Source organism: Mycolicibacterium moriokaense (genome assembly GCF_010726085.1).
GTDB classification, from domain to species: Bacteria; Actinomycetota; Actinomycetes; order Mycobacteriales; family Mycobacteriaceae; genus Mycobacterium; species Mycobacterium moriokaense.
Map to the genome: position 1 here is coordinate 3,543,696 of NZ_AP022560.1, position 19,402 is coordinate 3,563,097.

Here is a 19,402-nt window from a genome sequence, read left to right on the forward strand (position 1 = left end):
TTGCTTGTCGACTGAGACGGAATATTTCATGATCAGTATCAGCATCATCGGCGTGGGGAACATGGCCCGCGCGTTGGCCGACCGGGCGCTCGCGGGCGGCAACGCAGTCGAAATCATCGGCCGTGATCCGGTGAAGGCCAAGGAACTGGCCGCCGCGCTTGACAGCGCCACGGTCGGGACGGCCGGATCCGTCCCGGCAGGGGACATCGTTGTCCTCGCCATTCCGTACGCCGGCGCGAAGGCAGTCGTCAACGACTACGGGTCTGCGCTAGAGGGCAAGGTCATTCTCGACATCACCAATCCCGTCACCCCCGATTTCACAGGGTTTGTCACTCCCGAGGGCAGTTCCGGTGCGCAGGAGATCGCCGGTGCCGCCCCCGCCGGCGCACACGTGGTGAAGGCGTTCAACACCCTTTTCTCCGATGTTCTGGCGGCCGGCTCAGTCGAGGGTCGCCGGTTGGATGTCTTCATCGCCGGCGATGACGCGCAGGCAAAGGCACGCGTGTCGGAGTTCGTTGAGAGCCTGGGATTGCGCGCGATGGACACCGGGCCGCTGCCAATGGCGCGGACATTGGAAAGCGTCGCCCTGATGCAGCTGGGCCTGATGACCCGCTCCGTCAAGCACACCAACTTCGCCCTCGGCGTCAGCATTTTCGACTGAGCGCGCTGGCACCAGCGTCTCCACCTACCTCAGAAGGGCAGTCACATGCGCGTTTTCGTCGCTGGCGGGACCGGCCATTCCGGTTCGTACATCGTCCCCGAACTCATCGCTGCCGGGCACCAGGTCACCGGTCTGGCTCGGTCGGATGCCGCCGCAGCGACCCTGTCCGCGCTCGGCGCGAAGGTGCTGCGCGGCAGCCTGCAGGATCTCGACGGGCTCAAGAAGGCGGCTGCCGACGCCGACGGCGTCATCCACGTTGCGCACCGACAAGACCTCCTTCCGTCCGGCGGGATCGACGCCGTCACCAACGCAGAGGTCTTGGTCGTCCTCGCGTACGGCGAGGCCCTCGCGGGAACCGGAAAGCCACTGGTCGCGGCGGGGAGTATGGCCGCGCCCGGGAATCTGAACCGGCCGACCACCGAGTTGGACCCGGCACTTCCCAGCGGCGACGAGCACAAAGGCACCCTGCGGTTCCGTAACGCGGTGGAGACTGCCGTCGTCGGCCTTTCCGAGCGGGGAGTGCGGTCGTCGATCGTGCGACTTCCCACCATCGCGCACAGCGCGACCGATCGCGCAGGCTTCCTCCCGGGGCTGATCGCGCTCGCGCAGGAGAAGGGCTTCGTCGGCTACCCGGGAGACGGCGAGAACCTTTGGGGCGCAGTGCACATCCGTGATGTCGCCTCCTTGTTTCGCTTGGCGCTGGAGAAGGGTCCGGCCGGCCGTCGCTGGCACGCGGTCGCGGACGGGGGCATCCCGTTCCACGAGATCGCCAAAGCCATCGGCAGCCGCCTGGGCCTGCCCATCGTGAGTGTGCCTGTCGACGTGCTGATGCTGCCGGCCTACTTCGGGATGTTCACGAACTTGGTCACCATGTCTGTGCCGGCGTCCAACATCATCACGCGGCGAACCCTGGGCTGGGAACCCGCTCAACCGAGCCTGCTCGCCGATTTGGACAACGGCAATTACTTCTCGGGCCGGCTGACGGCCTAGCGCGCCAACAGAACCCCTACGAGGAGTAACTATGACCATGTTCGCCCCGCATCGCGACACTTTGGAGCGCTTCGTCGACTGCATGCACGCCGGCGCAGACGAGAACACCCTCACTCGTCTGCTTGCCGCGGATGTGGTTCTGTACGGCCCGTTCGGCGATGAGCCGATCACCGGCATGCCACCCTCGGGAACTGCGCACAGATGGGGGTGGCGCCGTGTCCACTGAACGTCCGGTGGGACAACAGGTTTCCGATCCCGCGATTCACTAGTTGCACACGTATTAACTCAGATCGGTGTAGATAGCACCGACACAATCAAATGAATGGAGACAATCGTGGGAAAGCTCGATGGCAAGGTCGCGGTAATCACCGGTGCGACAAGTGGTATGGCGCTGGCCGGCGCCAAGTTGTTCGTAGACGAGGGAGCCCACGTATTCATCTCGGGCCGACGGAAGGACGCGGTGGACCTCGCGGTCGAACAGATCGGACGGAATGTTACTGGCGTGCAGGGAGATTCGGCCAACCTAGACGACTTGGACCGTCTGTTCGACACGGTCGAACGGGAACGGGGTGCGATCGACGTGTTGTGGGCGAGCGCCGGCACGGGGGAGCAGGGCAGGCTCGGCGAAATCACCGAGGAGCAGTTCGATGCCGCCTTCTGGCTGAACGCGCGTGGCACGTTGTTCACGGTCCAGAAGGCACTACCGCTGTTCAACGATGGCGGCTCGATCTTCATGACCGGGTCGAACGCATCGCTACGGGGCTACCCGAATTGGAGTGTGTACGCGGGAAGCAAGGCCGTGCTGCCCGCCTACGCACGGGCGTGGGTGTCTGAGCTGAGGGACAGGAGGATCCGAGTGAACGTGTTGACCCCCGGCCAGGTCGCCTCACCGATGTTGGCGGCGGTGATGGACGAGGAAACGAAGGCGCAGTTCGAGTCCGTGATCCCGCGGCGAGAGATGGGCCGCCCCGAGGAGATCGCGTCGGCCGCGTTGTTTCTCGCCTCCGACGACTCGAGCTATGTCAACGGCATGGAGCTGGTAGCCGACGGCGGAACCACGGCGATCTGAGCGAGGGACAACGACATGTACGGGCCGTTCGATCAGGTCTGACAAATCCAGGCAATAAAGGCCAAAGGGAGTAACCATGATCACCTTCGCCCCGCACCGCAACACGGTGAAGGACTTCGTCGACTGCATGCACGGCGGCGCAGACAAAGACACTCTTTCCGAAATTCTCGCCGAGGACGTGCTGCTGTACGGCCCGCTCGGCGATGAGCCACTCAGCGGCCGCGAAGAAGTCCTGGAAGCCATGCGCGCGGTCGGCACGGCTGCCACCGATCTCAGGTACAAGGAAGTTCTCAGCGGCGAGACGCACCACGCCGCGTACTTCCGGCTGCAGATTGAAGACACCGTGGTCGACGGGATGGACTACATCCGGCTCGACGCAAACGGCAAGATCGCCGAGGTGACCATCTGGTGGCGCCCGATGCCGGCCGGCGTCCAGATGCAAGGCCATCTCGCTCGCCTCCTCGACATGAAGCCCTGGAAACTGTTCACGGACGGGGAAATTCGCGTATCCAGCTAGCTGCTGGCCTCAAGGCTCTGGTCAACTCATCTGGCAGCGCCAGGCGAGGGGCCGACAAGCCGCTAAACATTGATTCATCTGATGCAGTATGCAGTAGCTTACCTGACATAATGTGGCTTATCGGCACTTTGGCGACCTGGGCCCGAAGTCCGGAAGGGGCTCTACCCGGACCGTTGGGCCGGTTGGAGCTGCCGTACTCAGTCCGCCGCTCGGCTCGTCGTCGGATACGTGGTCGACCCCCTGTCGCGTGTCAGGCGCGGTCGTCGACATTGCGACAAGTCTCGCGTTACACCTGTACGTCACGTCTGCGAATGCTCGTGTGCCACCGTTCGTACGGGCTCTGTCGCTCATGCCTCCTTTCTGAGGTCGGCCAGTTCGCCTCCCGGCAACACCACTGCGTTCTGTCACTGTGACGTATTCACCTGCAGCGCTGCCCTTTTCGGCATCAGCGGTTCATCCCGCGGTAGTTGTTCCGAACGGCAAATGGGACCGCAGCTTCGGAGCGGCGTGTCACCAGGGAGAGGCGTGACCCCCTCGTTCGATCGATCGCACGGGTGCGCTCAAGCGTCACGGTGACGAATCGCGTCGTTGCGGCTGGATGTGAAATGCATTGGCGTCTGGTGGCGTAACGCGACCGACGTATCTGTCGCCGCGGGTTTGACCTGGTCTCGCCCAGGTGCGACTCCAGCATTGCACCATCGGGTTCGCGGCCGACCGGCAGCACAGAGGTTGCTCGCCAATAGGGCGCGATGGCACTCCCCTTGCGCGGCGCGCAAACTAGGCGACAAAACATCACTGTGACAAAACGGGAGACGGCACGAGCATATTTGGCGGGAATATCCATAGAGGCGCCGTCGTCCGGCGAGATCGTGCGTGACCTGAGCGACCCGGGTGTCGCGTGCCCGCGGCTGTTCAGCATCCGAGTCACCGACTACCGGCGCGACACCGTGCACGCGAATGTGGTCCGGGCCGCAGCGGCTAGTCTGCCGTGACCGCGGCCACGCGCATAGCGTGACGGCCGTCACTCGGTTGTGTGCGAAACTCCCTGGGGTGTACCCAAACTCACATCTCAGAATTTTGCGTTACACGGAATTAACACGGAGGATGTGGGTGTTGCACAAATCGAGTGACCCTCGCCCGTGCACAACCCAAAGAACTCCCCGCGACCCGGGGCCATATAGGAGTGATATTTATGTCGTTCGCGCAATTCCGCGAGAAGAAGAAGCGCGAGATGGAACGTCGGCGCATGCACGCCCGCATTTGCGCACTGCCGGATTCGACGGTGCGTGAAGAGCTGATTGCGATCGCACAGCGCTACGAGCGCGAGAACGCCTAACAGGCATCTCACCGTTCCGGAGCCGGCAGCCCCACCAGGGCGCCGGCTCTTTCATTTTGATCACTAGCGGGACGCCGCCTCCTAGTCAGGGTTGACGCTCCCCCGTCCACGCTCTGGCGGAGCCACCGAGGGCATCGCGAAATATCATGACACATAGATGATTTCGCCCCTCCCGACGATACACCCACAAAACGTCACTGTGACGCTATACGCTGACGGAAGCCTCTATGTGAAATCCCAATCAGCTGTGGCGATCAGGTCGCCACGCTCTAAAGCGTCATCCCGGTGTTTGGAAATCTCTTGGTAGCTTTCACTTGTCACCATGGCTGTCAGCACGGCCGAGTCCGAAGCTACTGCGACGCGAAAGTCGCTGCCTTACCGCAACAGTCGGCTACGCGCTGTGTGTGCTGTGACGCTTATCGGTGTGACGGCGCATTTCGTCTCTTACACGTTCATCGTTCCGATCATCGACGACATAGGTCTCGACGATGCGAGCGCGGCCTTGGTCCTGATCGGCTACGGTGTCGCCGGCTTGGTGGCCTTGGCCGCAGCGGCTCGCACCATGGACCGCCGGCGACGCGCTACCCTGGTGGGCGGCCTCGGTGTCTTCTGCCTGTCGGTCTTCTTATTGGGCGCGATATCGGCCCTCCCCCTTGATGCTGTCGCAACGTTTATGGGCGTTAGCGCGATCGTCGTGTGGGGGGCGTCCGCGGCGGTGCTGCCACCCATTTTGCAGTCGGCCGCCATCCGCACGTCGCCGGACGGGGCGGAGCAAGCCTCGGCGCTGTACGTCACCGCATTCCAAGGCGGCATCCTGTCAGGATCTCTGGTCGGCAGCGTCACCTACGACCACCTCGGCGTCACGGCGATCTTGTTGACAACGGCCGCGCTGGTCGCGGTCACGCTGGTCGGCGTCCTCGTTCGCGGCGATGCGTTCCGCTGACCCGGGACGGAGTAATACGTCATCCTGATCAACCCTTAATGCCCGTCGTAGCGGTGATACAACACGCCGGCGTGGCCCTTGGCGGCATCGATGTAGAACAGGAACGGTAGGCGTGGCAGGCCGAACCGCTCAGCCGCTTCCTTCTCGGTAAGGCATGGCGCCAGGTGGGGGCTGACGGTCAACTGCAGGTCGAAGGGGCCGAGCAATACCGTTCGAAGGTGGGCGTTCCCGGCTACTTCTGCTCGGGCGGGAACGGCCCCGCGGACGGTGGCGGCCAGGTGATCGTGCCGCCGGTCTTGCGGACACCCCGCCTGCGTTCTCGAGTCCTGCGCATGTCCGGGTGTGAATCCTTCACTGGCGTGATCGCCACCGATACCCACACCGCCATGAGCGCCGCCGCGGCGACCGCCGACACCCCGGCCAAGACGGCCAGGATCGCTTCCGCTGAACTGGTCAGCACCCACCAGAACGCGCCGATCGCGGCCACTGTGGACAACCCCGACAGGTAGGCCGCCGCGACACACCACCGGAACCGGCGGCGCCGCAGCGCGACGACCGAACAGGCCGCCGCCGCCACACCCAGCGCGGATGTGGCCAGCGGTACACCCACGCCGACGGCCCACACCGTGACCCCGGCCACCACCAGCACCGTCGACACCACCCACGCCACGCGACGTGCCCACGATGCCAGATGGACCTCGTCGAGCACCCGGTGTTCGATGTGTTTCAGCGTCGCCTCGATCGACCGATCGCGTGACCGCATACGGAACACCGATTCACCTCCTCGAGGCTTGCCTTGCACCTCGGATCGTCGCCGACGTGGCGGGCGACCGCACACCCGCGGCGCGGTCACCGCTTGTGGCCTGTCGATAAAGCTACCCGAGGCTGAAGTCGATCACACCCTGCAGGTCGGTCCTGGTCAGGGCTGACGCTCCCCCAGCCCACGCTGTGGCGGAACCGCGACGGGTTCATCGTGAAATATCTGGATACATAACTGATTTCACGCTCGTCCCGCGATACACCCGCAAAACTTAACTGTGACGCGACAGACCCAGAGCACACCATGCTCGCATCCTGCAATCACTCGTTCGCACACCGGCCGTGGGACCCGTGTCAGAGTGGACCGCATGCGCATCGCGCCACGCATTCTGCTCAGCGCCATCGCACTCGCGGCCTTGACCGCGTGCGGCGGAGGTGATCCCGATACCGCGTCGATCACGTCGCCCACCGCCACCAGCGGCGGAAAAATCTGGCGACCACCCGTCGGCACCACGTGGCAATGGCAGCTGTCGGGCCTACCCATCGATACATCGTTGGACGTCGACGCCTATGACGTCGATCTGTTCACCACCACCGACGAGGAGCTGGCGACACTGAAAGCCAACGGCCGCAAGGTCATCTGCTACTTCAGCGCCGGCAGCTGGGAGGAGTTCCGCCCCGACGCCGCCGACTTCCCCGCCGTCGCCAACGGCAACCCGCTCGACGCTCCCTTCCAGGATGAGCTCTGGCTCGACATCCGCAACGCCGACGTTCGCACGCTCATGCAGCGACGACTCGACGTCGCGGCCGAACGCGGTTGCGACGCCGTCGAGCCCGACAACGTGGACGGCTACACCAACGACACCGGCTTCGACCTGACAGCGGCCGACCAACTCGACTACAACCGCTTCCTCGCCGCCGAAGCGCGCGTACGCGGGCTCTCAGTCGGTCTCAAGAACGACGTCGACCAACTCGTCGATCTCGAGCCCGATTTCGACTGGGCGCTGAACGAGGAATGCTTCGCCTACGACGAATGTGCGCAGTACCGAGACAACTTCCTCGCCGCGAACAAGGCCGTGTTCCATGCGGAGTACGTCAACCGCGACCGACTTCCCGAGGTATGTGCCGTGACCGAGCCGCTCGGTTTATCCACGCTCATCAAGAACATCGACCTCGACGCGTTCCGGCTCCCCTGCGCCTAGCCATCTCAGTGATGAATTACCTTGGCGGGCAACAGCTATTGAGCACCGCCGCTGGGTTCCTCCTCGGCCGGGCGAACAGGACCGCGGGACCCTCCGGCCACCTGATCGGCCAACTCGAGTCCGGCACCCGCGTAGACGTTGAAGGCGATGTCGACGCCGTGCTCCTTGGCCCACTGCACCTCGTCTTCGTATCTCGCGACCGCGGCGACTCTGCCACTGAACCCCGACTCGCGCAGACACGCCAGCGCGGTGACGTTGGCGCCGTGACGCGGCATGGCGAGCACGGCGATGCGCACCGACTCCGAGTGCCGCATCTGGTTCCAGAAGTCGAGGTCGGTGGCATCGCCTTCGATGACATTCAGGCCCTCCTCGGCGAGGCGCTGGACTCGCGGTCCGTCGTAGTCAACTCCCACGGCGGGCAGCCCGTAGTGAGTAGTCAGTCGTTGATAGGCGGCGTACCCGACACGCCCCATACCGATCACCACCACCTCGGCGTCGCCGGCGTCGGCCGGCCGTTCTTCGGGATGCAGGGTCGCCTCGTCCTGTGCGGGCAACCGCGCCGCGATCTTCTCCACCATCAGGTGCCCGCGCCCGTTGACCAGTGCCGACAGCACGAAGCTGAACGCCACCGCGATCGACATCTCGACCAGCCAAGCCGGCGCCAGCAGCCCCGCCGAGACCCCGACCGACACGACGATCAGCCCGAACTCGGAATAGTTCATCAAGCTGAGTCCGGCGAGCAACGCGGTGCGGTACCGCAGCCGCATCCGCGACAGCAGCAGCACGTACCAGCCCGCCTTGAACGGCAGCAGCAGCATCATGAGCAGCGCGACGCCGATCGTCGGCAGGTCCGGCAGTCCCGTCAGGCCAATGGAGACGAAGAACCCGACGAGCAGCAGTTCCTTGATGTGGAACAGGGAACGCGACAGTTCGGAGGACGCCGAGTGCGACGCCAACAGCACACCGACGACCAGGGCGCCGAGGTCACCCTTCAACCCGACCGCCGAGAACAGGGCGTACCCCGGCACCAGCGCCATCACGATGCCGAACAGTGACTGCATCTCGCCGTGGCCCAACCGGGTCCAGATCTTGCGCACGAACCGGGTGAACGGCCACAGCAGCACCAGTGTCAGCGCCCACGGGCTCGGCAGATGGCCGCTGGTGGCAGTCAGGAAGACCACGGCGACGATGTCCTGCATGACCAGGATGCCGATGGCGACGCGGCCGTAGAGCGCGTGCGACTCGCCTCGTTCCTCCAGGACCTTGACCACGAAAACCGTGCTGGAGAACGACAGCGCGAAGGCGAGCAGGGCGATCGTCTGCACGCTCTGGCCGGCCAACATGGCCACCCCCGCCACGGCGGCCAGCCACATGACAACACTTCCCAGGACAACGCTGACCAGCATGTGCACCGACGTGGTCAACCAGACCTCGCGGCGCAGCAGGATGCGCGGATTGAGTTTGAGGCCGATTGCGAAGAGCAACAGCGTGACGCCCAGATCTGCCAGCACTTCCAGCTGCGGCACGTCCTCGACGTTGAGGGCGTTGATCACGAACCCTGCGGCCAGGAACCCGACCAGCGGAGGCAGTCGGAACGCCATGGCGAGGCCGCCGAGGCCGAAAGTGATGACGAGATATATGGCGACTACTGTCATGCGCGGCCCCTAGTTTCAAGTGTCGACGACGGTGAAGTCCTCCAAGTATCCCGGCAAGCATCGGATTCTTCTCGAGACGCTGCACGCGAGCAGACGCGAACTCCCCCTATTTCCGCGAGAAAAGGGGGCCTTCACGTCTGCTCGCGCGGAGTCCTACGCCGCCGCGTCCAGCCAGGACCCTGCCGATTGGCCAAAGGCACAGACAGTGCATTCGACGTGCGGGACAGTTGGGAGATGACGAACCCCAAGGTTCCCAGACCGAAGGACATCAAGGCTGCAGCCCAGGCAGCGGCCGACTCTGCGCAAGCCGCCGCGCAAGCGGCTGCGGAGGCCGCGCAGGCCGTCGCGGGAAGTGCGTTGCGCATCCCACCTGCGTCGATACAGCTGGCAACCCAGCTGCCCGACCTGATCGAGAATCTGGCGACGGCGACGGAGCGACTCAACCAGGCGATCGACCGCGCCGAGCGGTACCTCGCGCTCGCAGACCCGATGATTCGGACGATGGACGCGATCCTGCCGCAGCTCGAGGCGCTCGTGGCCACCGGCAACGAGGTCTACGGCGCGGTGTCGTCGCTGCCCGGTGTCGCCACCCTGGGGCGGTTGGCCAATCGGGGTACCGCGGCGGCGACCAAGAGAACGTCGCGAGGCAAGGCGGCACCGAAGAAGACGAAGTAGCCGCTTACGTCGCGTGTACCCAGTCGCGTCGGCGCACCCGCCAGGTCGCCCGCGCGTAGTCGAGTTCCGAGTGCGGCCACTGCGTGACGATCCGTCCCGTCGGCGATCGGTAATAGCTGTCGCACTGTGTCCAGATCGTCCGCTCCAGGTCTGCGGCGATCTGCTCGTTGAAGCGTGCTTCGACGTCCGGACGCACGTCGAGATGGCCGCCATGCCGTGCCAGCCGAGCGACGGCACTGGCCACCAGCCGGGCACCGGCCTCGAGGATGTAGATGATCGAGTTCGCGCCCTGGTTGGTGTTGGGGCCGTACAGCATGAAGAAGTTGGGGAACCCGCTCACCGCGACGCCGAGGTACGCCCGAGGATCCTCACCCCAACGGTCGTGCAGCCGTTCGCCGCCGACTCCGATGACCTCGAGGCCCGACAGATAGCTGCTGGTCTCGAAGCCCGTCGCCAGCACGATCGCGTCGACGTCGACGACACGGCCTCCCGCGGTGACCACGCCCGATTCGGTGATCCGTGAGACTGGATCCGTCACCAGCTCGACGTGCGGGCGCTGCAGTGCCAGGTAGTACTTCTCCCCGAGCAGCACGCGCTTGCACCGGAAGGGATAGCGCGGCGTCAACGCGTCGCGCAGTGAATCGTCACTGACATGGCGACGCAGAAAGTTCTCCGACAACTCCTGAACCACAGTCATTTTGGGATGCTCGGGAGTCAATGCCGTGTTGTCGTGCTGCAGCTTCCACAGCCGCCACCGTTCCCGCGCCGCGGCCCACGGGATCCGTCGGAATCGGTTGAGCTCCTCGCCGGTGTACGGCCGGTCCTCCTTGGGCACCATCCACGGAGGGGTGCGCTGAAAGACTGTCAGGCGTGCCACCGTATCGGCGAGTTCGGGAACGACCTGCACACCACTCGCACCTGTACCGACGACCGCTACCCGCTTGCCTGTCAGGTCGATACCTGCATCCCATCGCGAGGTGTGCATCAGGTCCCCGGTGAACTCCGCGATGCTTGGGATGTCGGGATACCTTGGGGCGCCGAACAACCCGACCGCGCTGACGACGACCTCTACGACCAACGTCCGACCGTCGCTGAGCTCGACGTCCCAGTGCGATGCATTCCACACCAGTCTGCGCACGCTGGTGCCCAGCATCAGGTGACGACGCAGGTCGAAGCGGTCGGCCACCGACTCCAGGTAGGCCAGGATCTCGGGCTGATAGGCGTAGGTGCGCGTCCACTGGCGGTTCGGCGCGAACGAGAACGAGTACAGATGGCTTTGGATATCGCATGCTGCGCCGGGATAGGTGTTCTGCCGCCACGTGCCGCCGACACCGTCGGATCGCTCGACGATCGTCAGGTCGTCGATACCCTTGCGGCGCAATGCGACCGCGGCGCCGAGGCCGCCGAAGCCCGCACCGATGATCACCACCCGCGGCGGGGTCCCACGGCGGGTCAGGGCGTGAAGACGACCAGCGAGGTATCGGCCGCGCGGATTCATCGACGGCTACCTGTGCGGATCTCGAAGCCCTCCGGGGCGCCGTTCGCGCGGGACGCCCGCAGTATCTCGGCGTATTCGGTCGGCGTGCCGTAGAAGAAGCTGCCCTGACGTGTCTTGGCGTTCGCCTGGCCTTCCCGGTTGTAGTAACCCGGCGTGCAGGACTTGGCCCGGTCCGCGCTGGCCGCGGAGCGGGCGACCACGGTCTCGACCCACGCCGATTCGGCGTCGACCGACGGCTCCAGTTCGGTGGCTCCGTGGCGCAGCCCCCACGCGATCACCTCCGCGGTGTGACGCGCCTGCACGTCGAGCAGATACGGGAAATTCACGGTGAAGCCCGATTGCGCGATGGAGAGGACGAAGCAGTTCGGGAATCCGTTGACCGTCAGCCCGTGCAGCGTCCGCACCCCGTCTCGCCACGCATCGGTGAGCGTGAGGGCACCGCGCCCGATCACCTCGAAGCCGGTGCGTCGTGAGTAGTCGGTGCCCACCTCGAAACCTGTTGCGAAGATCAGACAGTCGAGCTTGTATTCGACCCCGTTGACCACGACACCCTCGTGGGTGATGCGCTCGACCCCTTTGCCCTGGGTGTCGACGAGAGTGACGTTGTCGCGGTTGTACGTCTGCAGGTACTCGTCGTGAAAGCAGGGCCGCTTGCAGAAGTAGCCGTACCAAGGCTTGAGCGCTTCGGCGGTCGCGGGATCAGTGACGATAGCGTCCACCCGAGCACGGATGTCATCCATCTTGGCGAAGTCGGCCAATTCGACTGTGCGTAAACGCTCTTGGTCGGACATTCCGGCGACCGCGGTCTGCCGCATCACGAATAGCTTCTTGACGATACTCGTCCATGCGTCGTCAACGAGATCCTCGTCGGCCTCACCGCCGGCGGTGAGCAGTTGGAAGTTCTCGATGCGACGTCGTTGCCACCCCTGCGGCAGGGACGTCGCCCATGCCGGATCGGTCGGCTGGTTACCTCGCACATCAACGGTTGACGGTGTGCGCTGAAACACCAGCAGTCGCCGGGCCGCTCTGGCGAGATGCGGTACGCACTGGATCGCGGTGGCACCGGTGCCGATGATCCCGACCCGCTTGTCCGACAGGTTCTCCAGATCCGGGCCCGTGTATGCGTAGTCCCATCGGCTGGTGTGAAACGTGTGGCCCTCGAACGCCATGATCCCGTCGATGCCGGGAAGTTTCGGCTTCTGCAGATAGCCGTTGGCCATCGCCACGAAGCGGGCGCGGATCGCGTCACCGTGGTTGGTGGCGATGATCCAGCGCGAAAATTCGGGATCCCAACGGATCTCGTGGACTTCCGTCTGCAGGCAGATGTCGCGGTACAGGTCGTAGTGCTCAGCGATGCGGCGGCAGTGCGCGAAGATCTCGGGCCCCTTGGCGTACTTCTCCGTCGGGATGTAACCCAATTCCTCGAGCAGCGGCATGTAGACATACGACTCGACGTCACACGCGATACCCGGATAGCGGTTCCAATACCAGGTGCCTCCGACGTCGGCGGCCTTGTCGATCAGCCGGATGCGCTGCACACCGAGTTCACGGAGCCGGGCGCCGGTCAGCAGGCCGCCGAAGCCGGCGCCGATGACCGCGACATCGACCTCGTCCGACAGTGGTTCGCGGGTGAATTCCTGATCGCACCAGGGGTCCCGGGCGAAGTCGGCGAACGGGCCCGCGATCTCGACGTACTGCGCGATCCCGTCGGGGCGCAGGCGACGCTCCCGCTCGACGGCGTAGCGCCGCCGCAGCGCGTCCACGTCGAACACCACGCCCGGCATCTTGCCGGAATCGCAGTCAGGCGTTGACGTAATCCGCGAGATGTTTGCCCGTCACGGTGGACCGTTTCGACGCCAGGTCGGCCGGCGTGCCCTCGAAGACCACCCGGCAACCGTCGTGACCGGCGCCGGGACCGACGTCGATGATCCTGTCGGCGTGCGTCATGACCACTTGATGGTGCTCGATGACGACGACGGAATTACCCGACCCCGAAACCCCGGTGGAGACCGTCAGCCACCGTCAGGCCACCTCCTGGATGCGGACGGTGTTGCCTGCGGGGTCGCGGAACGCGCAGTCGCGCATCCCCCACGGCTGGTCGGCGGGCTCGGACATCACTTCAGCCCCGCTGGCCTGCACACGCTCGAAGACGGCGTCGACGTTGGGCGTGGCCAGCATGATGCCCGCGTAGGTGCCCTTGGCCATCATCTCGGCGATGACCTTGCGCTCCTCGTCGGTGACGGCCGGGTCGGCGGCAGGTGGCGTCAGCACGATGTTCATGTCGGGCCTGCCGACCGGTCCGACGGTGATCCAGCGCATGTCTCCCCGGCCGACATCCTTGCGCACCTCGAAGCCCAGGGCGTCGCGGTAGAACGCGAGAGAGGCTTCCGGGTCGGTGTGCGGTAGGTAGCTGCAGTTGATGCTGATGTCCATGACTGTCACGGTAATTGCGACGCGGAGACGGAAGCTTCTCGATTCCTGATCGGTCTGGTGACCTGTTTGGCGATACACGACGGCAGGCCGGCGACATCGTCCGTCGCCTCGCGCCGGTAGACACTCGGCGGCATTCCGACCAGCTCGGTGAACCGGGTGCTGAACGTGCCCAGCGACGAACAGCCGACCGCGAAGCACACCTCCGTCACCGACATGTCGCCCCGACGGAGCAACGCCATCGCCCGTTCGATACGCCTGGTCATCAGATACGAGTACGGCGACTCACCGTAGGCCTCCTTGAACTGGCGTGACAGGTGTCCGGCCGACATGTTCACCCCGCGCGCCAGCGCCTCGACATTCAACGGTTGGGCGTACTCGCGGTCCATCCGGTCGCGGACCTTGCGCAGCAGCCGCAAGTCCCTCAGGCGATTTTCGTCCACCGGTCCCCCGCTGGTCACGTAACAGATCGTACGTCGCGAGCTGGCGACACCCCTGAATGCCGCTGGCGCCAGTCGATTTTCACAATAACCCGCGATGAGTTTCGCCCTGCGGCGCAGTCTGATCTGCGTGGGCAAACTCATCTATGGCTTCAACGTGTCGGTCGACGGGTACATCGCCGACGCACAAGGCAGCATCGACTGGTCCGAACCGAGCCAAGAACTGCACCAGTACTGGAACGACTTCGAGCGGGACACCGCCCTGTCGATCTACGGGCGGCGACTCTACGAACTGATGTCCGCGTACTGGCCGACCGCCGACCAGGCCCCGGACGCCACCCCTTTGATCGTCGACTACGCCCGCATCTGGCGCGACATGCCCAAGGCGGTGTTCTCGCGCACCCTGGAGTCCGTCGACTGGAACTCCCGCCTGGAACGCGGCGACCCGGTCGAGGTGGTGACGAAGCTCAAGGCCGAAACCGACGGCCAGCTGGAGGTGGCCGGCGCGACGCTGGCTACACCGATCGTGGCGGCCGGACTGGTGGATGAATTCCGGATCGTCCTCGCGCCCATCGCCGTCGGTGGCGGCACCCCGTTCTTCCCGGCACTGCCGTCATGGATCTCGTTGCGGCTGTTGGAGAACCGCACGTTCCCGGGTGGCACGGTCCTGTTGCGCTACGAGGCGAACCGCACTACTCGTAGTTGAGACCTTCGGTGGAGAACGTCCTTGTCGAGAAGTCGATCTGGGCGGCGGGGTTGGCCACCGCGGTCGTCATCCCCGTACCGAACGGCCCTTGGTGGTCGAACAGTGTTGCGGTTCCCACCGCGATTCCGTCTGCAGTCCAATGTGAATCGGCTTGGACGCAGATAAAGTCGTCGACCGGTAGCCGGGACAACGCCACCGTCAGGTCACCGTTGATATAGCCGATGCCCTCGGTGCCGAGGTTCGTGACGAGGCTGGTCGCCTCGGCGACCATCACGGCTCGCACGAACGGCGAAACCTTCTCCCCCGCAATGACAGCGAGGCCCCGGTAGCAGAAAGTTTTGCGGGAGTCGTTTTGATGCTCTGCCGGACTACGCGTCCAGCCGGCCGAACTGCCGACGTACGGCATCACCTGGTCGTCGGGCGCGGGCGGCTGCGGGTGCGGGATCGGTGCGATCCACTCGCGGCCGGGCGGTGCCGACGAGCGTCGGTACTGAACTAGCGTCGCCCGCGCGACAGCCCGACCGTCTTGGATCACATCGCATTCCGAGCTGCGTACGCGGCGACCGTCGCGTACAGCCCGCACATCCACGGTGGTCGCCGTTGACCGTGCGGCCCTGAACAGGTCGACGGTGAGGCGTGTGGGCATGAAGTCCGGCGATCCGAAGTGATTCTCGAGCACCTGCGCAGACAGTCCTACGACGGCGGGTCCGTTGAGATGGTCGTCGCCCCAATGGCTCAGCGCGAAGCGGCTCGGGATGAACTCGCCGTCCGCCGTTTGGGTGAAATGCGCAGGTTCGGCCATTCGCGCATCCTCGCACAAGCGAGGACGTCGTCACGCTGGCGCGGGGCGCGAAGATCGCTGACTCCGTTCCCAGGGCCATGTCATCGCGGCCCACACGGCCGCGACGGCCACGGCGCCGACCACCACGTACCACGGCCACGGCCCCATCACATCGAGCAGCGATGCGGTCTCCGGTTTGTCGTTGAGGAAGCCGTAGTTGCTTCCGGCGATGCTGTTGAACGTCATCGTGACCACCACCCACGTCAGCGTCACCGCCACCACGAACCGGTAGCTGCGCCAACCCGGCCGCATACCGCGTCCCCACGTGAGATAGATGGCCGCCCAGACGACCAGCAGATGTATCGCCCAAAACCCCAGGAACTGGTAGTTCGGGAAGTCCGGTCCCCTCAGCACCGGCGACACCAGCGCCTGCACGCTGAGTACCAGACCCCAGTAGTACGTCAGCACGTAGGCCCACTGCCGCTGCGACCACATCGCGTAGGCGGTGACGACCGTCGCCAGGTCGGTCAGGTGCAGCGGGACCGACCACCGCACATCGGGCGGAATCAACGCGTCGACGAACGCGGTGGCGTAGATCGCCGCTGTGATCGCGCCGACGACCCGGCCGAAGCGACGCGCCTGACGCTCGGTCTGTCTGCGGCCGAGCCACACCAAAAACACTGCACCCACGACGAAGACGGCCAGTACGACCCAATGCGACGGGCCGTAGGCCGAGAACTCGTCTGCGGTGCCGATACCACCATCCTGACTCAGCCGACGGCGCGACGCCTGCGCGTATACCGGTAGCCGCCGTACAGCACCGCGGCGACGAACAGGTTGACGAAGTAGGCGATGTCGGCGCCGTGCCACGCCGCAGCGATCGGTCCTTGCAGCATCGACGTGTTCATGAACGGGATGGCCGCCGCGTACGACACCACGAAGACGACGACCGCGACGGCGGCGTCGCGTCCATCGGTCGCCTCCAGTGCGGGATTGATGCTGGCTCGTCCGCCGACGCGCAACGCCCAGTCGATGACGACGATCGCGACGAACCCGGGAATCCAGTAGCTGACGAGCAGCACGACGTCGAGGAATCGCGTCGCGGTGTCCGCGGCGTGCAGCCAGAGGATGAGCCCGAACGCCAGGGCGGTCACGATCACCGCCGACACCGGTCGGATCACTCTGACCCCGATGGTCTGCAGTGCGAGCGACCCGCTGTAGTCGTTCATGACACCCGACGCAATCGATGCGACGGTGATGATCACCAGTGCGAACGCGCCCAGCACACCACCGCCGATCACCGCCCGCACGCCTTCGGCGGTGTGCTCGCCGATCGCATCGGCGGCTGCGATCCCGATGCCCTGAATGAAGGTGTAGGACAACACGAGTCCGGCGACCGTGAAGCCGAATACCCGGCCCCTCGACGAGTCGGCAGGGAGGTAGCGGCTGAAGTCGGCGGCGTAGCTCGCCCACGACACGGCGAGGCTGAAAGCGATGGTGACCTCGAGCACGAAGGCACCGGCCAGGTCGGCGCCCGAGACCAGAGCCGGCGTGACGATCTCGTGTCCGGCAACGAGCTTCACCGCGAACACGATGAACGTCACGAACAACACCACGGTGAGCACCGCCTGCACGCGGTGAATCACCTCGTAGCCGAAGAACCCGACCGCGCCCTGCACCCCGAGCACCATCAGCACGGCCGCCCAGAACGGGACGCCGAGCAGCGCGGCCAATGCCTCCCCGCCGAACAGACCCACCAGTGCCGTCCACGCGATCGACGAGAACCATTGCAGGACACCGGGAATCGCGACCGCCCCGCCGAACGCCATACGCGAGTTCGGCAGCTGACCGGTACCGGTGCGCGGTCCCCATGTCGACAGATAGCCGACGATGACCGCACCGAGCACCGTCCCGATCACCATCGCCAGCAGGCCCAACCAGAACCCGAGCCCGAGGACGATCGCCAGCGTTCCGCTGAAGACGCCGGCCATGTTCACCTGCGGTGCGAACCACACCGTGAAGAGCCGGCCCGGTGTGCCGTACCGCTGGTCCTCACCGATGGGCGCGATGCCATGCGTCTCGACCGACAGATCCCCGGCCCGCACGGGACGATGCCCGCTGAATGTCGATTCCGTCAGTGCACTCTTGGCGCCCTCGTTCGGCATGGGGTCCATTCGATCATGACGCCCGGTCAACGGTCCGCAGGCGCCGGGGAACATAATCGATGAGCGAACCAAAGATGAGCTAACGATCGGAGCGCCGGGTGGTCAAGACCGATGCGAACCGGTCGACCGAGTCCGGGGCCAGGAGCATGCGGTCGAGGCTGCTGGTCGCGGGTTTGAGTGTCGTGGTTCTGACGGTCGCCGTATTGCAGACCGCCGTCGTGCCGGTGCTGGGCGTCATCGCCGACCAGCTGCACGCCTCCGACGTCGGCGTGAGTTGGGCGGTCACCGCCAACCTGCTGGCCGCGATCGCGGCGACCCCGTTGATCGGCAGGCTCGCCGACCTGTACAGCAAGAAGCCGGTCCTGCTGATCGTGCTCGCCGTCGTGTTGGTCGGCTCACTACTCGCGGCCACCACCGCGTCCCTGCCGCTGCTGATCGTCGGTCGCGTTCTCCAGGCGGCCTCGTACGCCCTCTATCCCGTCGGCATCGCGATCCTGCGTGACGAGCTGTCCGAGAGCCAGCTGATGTCGGCGATGGCGGTGCTTTCGGGGACGCTGGGATTCGGCGGTGGCACCGGGCTCGTCGTGGTGGGTCTGTTGATGCAGGGCGACGCCGGCTATCACCGGGTGTTCTGGCTGACCACCGCTTTCTCCGCCGTCGTCCTCGTGATCGCGGCGGTCGTGGTCCCCCGGCGACCGCGCAGCACCACCGGAACCATCGACTGGCTCGGTGCGCTCGGGATCGCCATCGGACTGTCGGCGGTCCTACTGGCGCTGACGCAGGGCCAGACGTGGGGCTGGACATCGCCCGCGACGCTTTCCAGCGCGTGCGTCGGTGTGGCGGTGCTCGTCGGCTGGTGGATGTGGGAGCGACGCGCCAAGCAGCCGCTGGTCTCGACCGCGATGCTGAAGCGCCGCCCGATCCTGCTCACCAACCTCGCCACCGTATTCGTCGGTATGGGGCTGTATTTCGCCTTCCTAGGCCTGACTCAGTTCGTCCAAATTCCCAGGGAAACAGCGGGTTACGGCTTCGGCGCCACGGTCCTTGAGGCCAGCGTGGTCTTCCTGCTACCCGGTGTGGTGGCGGGTTTCCTCGTCGCCCTGTTCAGCGGCAGGGTCATCGACCGATACGGGGCTCGCCCCGTGCTCGTCATCGCCGCTCTGGCCGGTATCGCGGGGTTCCTGTTCATCGCATTCGCCCATTCGCAGACGTGGCAGGTGATGGTCGCGGGCGTGTTGACCAACGCGTACATCAGCCTCGGCTACGGTGCGCTGCCGGCATTGGTGGTCAGTGAGGTCGACGCCAACGAGACGGGTGTCGCCACGAGCATGAACGCGATCGCCCGCACGATCGGCAGCTCGACCGCCGCAGCTCTGGTCGCGGTGCTGCTCAGTCGCTTCATCGCGGGTACCGACCTGCCGATGGAGAGCAGCTTTTTCGTCATCTTCATCGGCGGCGCCGCGACAGCCGTGCTGGCGATGGTGCTGATCGCCTTCTCACATGCGCCGGCCCGTCCGCCGGAATCCGTCGAGGCGCGCTACGAATCCCGCGCCATGAACCACGAATGGGGCTGAC

The 19,402-nt window shown here is 65.3% G+C and carries 20 protein-coding genes and 2 pseudogenes; 11 read left to right on the forward strand and 11 right to left on the reverse strand.

All coding sequences use genetic code 11. The features are described from left to right. Nucleotides 1–28 precede the first annotated feature (28 nt). The 7 genes from G6N43_RS17300 (at nt 29) to G6N43_RS17325 (ending at nt 5,516) form a co-directional block, all read left to right on the forward strand. Nucleotides 29–661 carry an NADPH-dependent F420 reductase gene (locus G6N43_RS17300; protein ID WP_083151419.1) on the forward strand — a complete coding sequence of 211 codons (633 nt, stop codon included), beginning with the start codon at nt 29–31 and terminating at the stop codon, nt 659–661. A gap of 45 nt (nt 662–706) precedes the next feature. Beyond that, nucleotides 707–1,651, forward strand: a complete 945-nt coding sequence (locus G6N43_RS17305; RefSeq protein ID WP_083151418.1) for an SDR family oxidoreductase — start codon at nt 707–709, stop codon at nt 1,649–1,651. Nucleotides 1,652–1,682: 31 nt separating this feature from the next. Beyond that, a complete protein-coding gene (locus G6N43_RS17310; RefSeq protein WP_083151416.1) occupies nt 1,683–1,877 on the forward strand; it encodes a hypothetical protein in 195 nt (64 codons plus the stop codon). Nucleotides 1,878–1,985: 108 nt separating this feature from the next. Continuing rightward, on the forward strand, nt 1,986–2,720 hold the full coding sequence (locus G6N43_RS17315; protein ID WP_083151548.1) for an SDR family NAD(P)-dependent oxidoreductase: 735 nt from the start codon (nt 1,986–1,988) through the stop codon (nt 2,718–2,720). Nucleotides 2,721–2,796: 76 nt separating this feature from the next. Further along, on the forward strand, nt 2,797–3,237 hold the full coding sequence (locus G6N43_RS17320; protein ID WP_083151413.1) for a nuclear transport factor 2 family protein: 441 nt from the start codon (nt 2,797–2,799) through the stop codon (nt 3,235–3,237). A gap of 1,192 nt (nt 3,238–4,429) precedes the next feature. Beyond that, the gene (locus tag G6N43_RS30430; RefSeq protein ID WP_165761868.1) at nt 4,430–4,573 is read left to right on the forward strand and encodes a hypothetical protein; all 144 of its coding nucleotides are present in this window, start codon (nt 4,430–4,432) and stop codon (nt 4,571–4,573) included. A gap of 322 nt (nt 4,574–4,895) precedes the next feature. Further along, a complete protein-coding gene (locus G6N43_RS17325; RefSeq protein ID WP_083151411.1) occupies nt 4,896–5,516 on the forward strand; it encodes an MFS transporter in 621 nt (206 codons plus the stop codon). Between the two features lie 35 nt (nt 5,517–5,551). On the opposite strand, the pseudogene G6N43_RS17330 reads toward G6N43_RS17325, so the two are convergent. Together G6N43_RS17330 and G6N43_RS17335 are read right to left on the reverse strand one after the other, a co-directional pair. Continuing rightward, a pseudogene (locus G6N43_RS17330) lies at nt 5,552–5,719 on the reverse strand (HPF/RaiA family ribosome-associated protein); the annotation flags it as partial. A 29-nt stretch (nt 5,720–5,748) separates the two neighbouring features. Then, nucleotides 5,749–6,279: a hypothetical protein gene (locus G6N43_RS17335; RefSeq protein ID WP_234810085.1), complete on the reverse strand. Its 531-nt coding sequence runs from the start codon at nt 6,277–6,279 to the stop codon at nt 5,749–5,751. A gap of 364 nt (nt 6,280–6,643) precedes the next feature. Here G6N43_RS17335 and G6N43_RS17340 point away from each other — a divergent pair, with 364 nt between their 5' ends. Beyond that, nucleotides 6,644–7,477: an endo alpha-1,4 polygalactosaminidase gene (locus tag G6N43_RS17340; protein WP_083151545.1), complete on the forward strand. Its 834-nt coding sequence runs from the start codon at nt 6,644–6,646 to the stop codon at nt 7,475–7,477. A gap of 35 nt (nt 7,478–7,512) precedes the next feature. Here the strand turns inward: G6N43_RS17340 and G6N43_RS17345 are convergent, their stop codons facing one another. After that, nucleotides 7,513–9,132 (reverse strand): cation:proton antiporter domain-containing protein, encoded by a 1,620-nt coding sequence (locus G6N43_RS17345; protein ID WP_083151399.1) that lies wholly within the window; start codon nt 9,130–9,132, stop codon nt 7,513–7,515. A gap of 234 nt (nt 9,133–9,366) precedes the next feature. On the opposite strand from G6N43_RS17345, the gene G6N43_RS17350 reads away from it, so the two are divergent. Next, the gene (locus G6N43_RS17350; protein WP_083151397.1) at nt 9,367–9,807 is read left to right on the forward strand and encodes a hypothetical protein; all 441 of its coding nucleotides are present in this window, start codon (nt 9,367–9,369) and stop codon (nt 9,805–9,807) included. 4 nt (nt 9,808–9,811) lie between these two features. Here G6N43_RS17350 and G6N43_RS17355 read toward each other — a convergent pair whose 3' ends face one another. The 5 genes and pseudogenes from G6N43_RS17355 to G6N43_RS17375 all read right to left on the reverse strand — a co-directional run bounded on the left by G6N43_RS17355 (nt 9,812) and on the right by G6N43_RS17375 (nt 14,196). Next, complete coding sequence (locus tag G6N43_RS17355; protein ID WP_083151395.1) at nt 9,812–11,305, reverse strand: flavin-containing monooxygenase; 1,494 nt, start codon at nt 11,303–11,305, stop codon at nt 9,812–9,814. Then, a complete protein-coding gene (locus tag G6N43_RS17360; RefSeq protein WP_083151392.1) occupies nt 11,302–13,089 on the reverse strand; it encodes a flavin-containing monooxygenase in 1,788 nt (595 codons plus the stop codon). The genes G6N43_RS17355 and G6N43_RS17360 overlap by 4 nt, the downstream gene beginning before the upstream one ends. Before the next feature lie 16 nt (nt 13,090–13,105). Continuing rightward, nucleotides 13,106–13,294: pseudogene (locus G6N43_RS17365) on the reverse strand (hypothetical protein); the annotation flags it as partial. A 33-nt stretch (nt 13,295–13,327) separates the two neighbouring features. Continuing rightward, a complete protein-coding gene (locus tag G6N43_RS17370) occupies nt 13,328–13,738 on the reverse strand; it encodes a VOC family protein (protein ID WP_083151389.1) in 411 nt (136 codons plus the stop codon). A gap of 5 nt (nt 13,739–13,743) precedes the next feature. Next, nucleotides 13,744–14,196 carry a helix-turn-helix transcriptional regulator gene (locus tag G6N43_RS17375; RefSeq protein ID WP_234810084.1) on the reverse strand — a complete coding sequence of 151 codons (453 nt, stop codon included), beginning with the start codon at nt 14,194–14,196 and terminating at the stop codon, nt 13,744–13,746. A gap of 109 nt (nt 14,197–14,305) precedes the next feature. On the opposite strand from G6N43_RS17375, the gene G6N43_RS17380 reads away from it, so the two are divergent. Next, nucleotides 14,306–14,881, forward strand: a complete 576-nt coding sequence (locus G6N43_RS17380; protein ID WP_083151539.1) for a dihydrofolate reductase family protein — start codon at nt 14,306–14,308, stop codon at nt 14,879–14,881. On the opposite strand, the gene G6N43_RS17385 is transcribed toward G6N43_RS17380, so the two are convergent. From G6N43_RS17385 to G6N43_RS17395, 3 genes are read right to left on the reverse strand one after another with little or no spacing between them, the layout of a single operon-like run. After that, entirely contained in the window at nt 14,868–15,683 is an 816-nt protein-coding gene (locus G6N43_RS17385) for an acyl-CoA thioesterase domain-containing protein (protein WP_083151386.1), read from the reverse strand. The two genes, G6N43_RS17380 and G6N43_RS17385, sit on opposite strands and share 14 nt — an antisense overlap. Before the next feature lie 30 nt (nt 15,684–15,713). After that, the gene (locus G6N43_RS17390) at nt 15,714–16,418 is read right to left on the reverse strand and encodes a YwaF family protein (protein WP_083151536.1); all 705 of its coding nucleotides are present in this window, start codon (nt 16,416–16,418) and stop codon (nt 15,714–15,716) included. Nucleotides 16,419–16,432: 14 nt separating this feature from the next. Next, nucleotides 16,433–17,827, reverse strand: coding sequence for a purine-cytosine permease family protein (locus G6N43_RS17395; RefSeq protein WP_083151533.1), 1,395 nt, complete (start codon nt 17,825–17,827; stop codon nt 16,433–16,435). 146 nt (nt 17,828–17,973) lie between these two features. On the opposite strand from G6N43_RS17395, the gene G6N43_RS17400 reads away from it, so the two are divergent. Further along, nucleotides 17,974–19,401 (forward strand): MFS transporter, encoded by a 1,428-nt coding sequence (locus tag G6N43_RS17400; RefSeq protein ID WP_083151531.1) that lies wholly within the window; start codon nt 17,974–17,976, stop codon nt 19,399–19,401. The last annotated feature ends 1 nt before the right edge of the window (nt 19,402 follow it).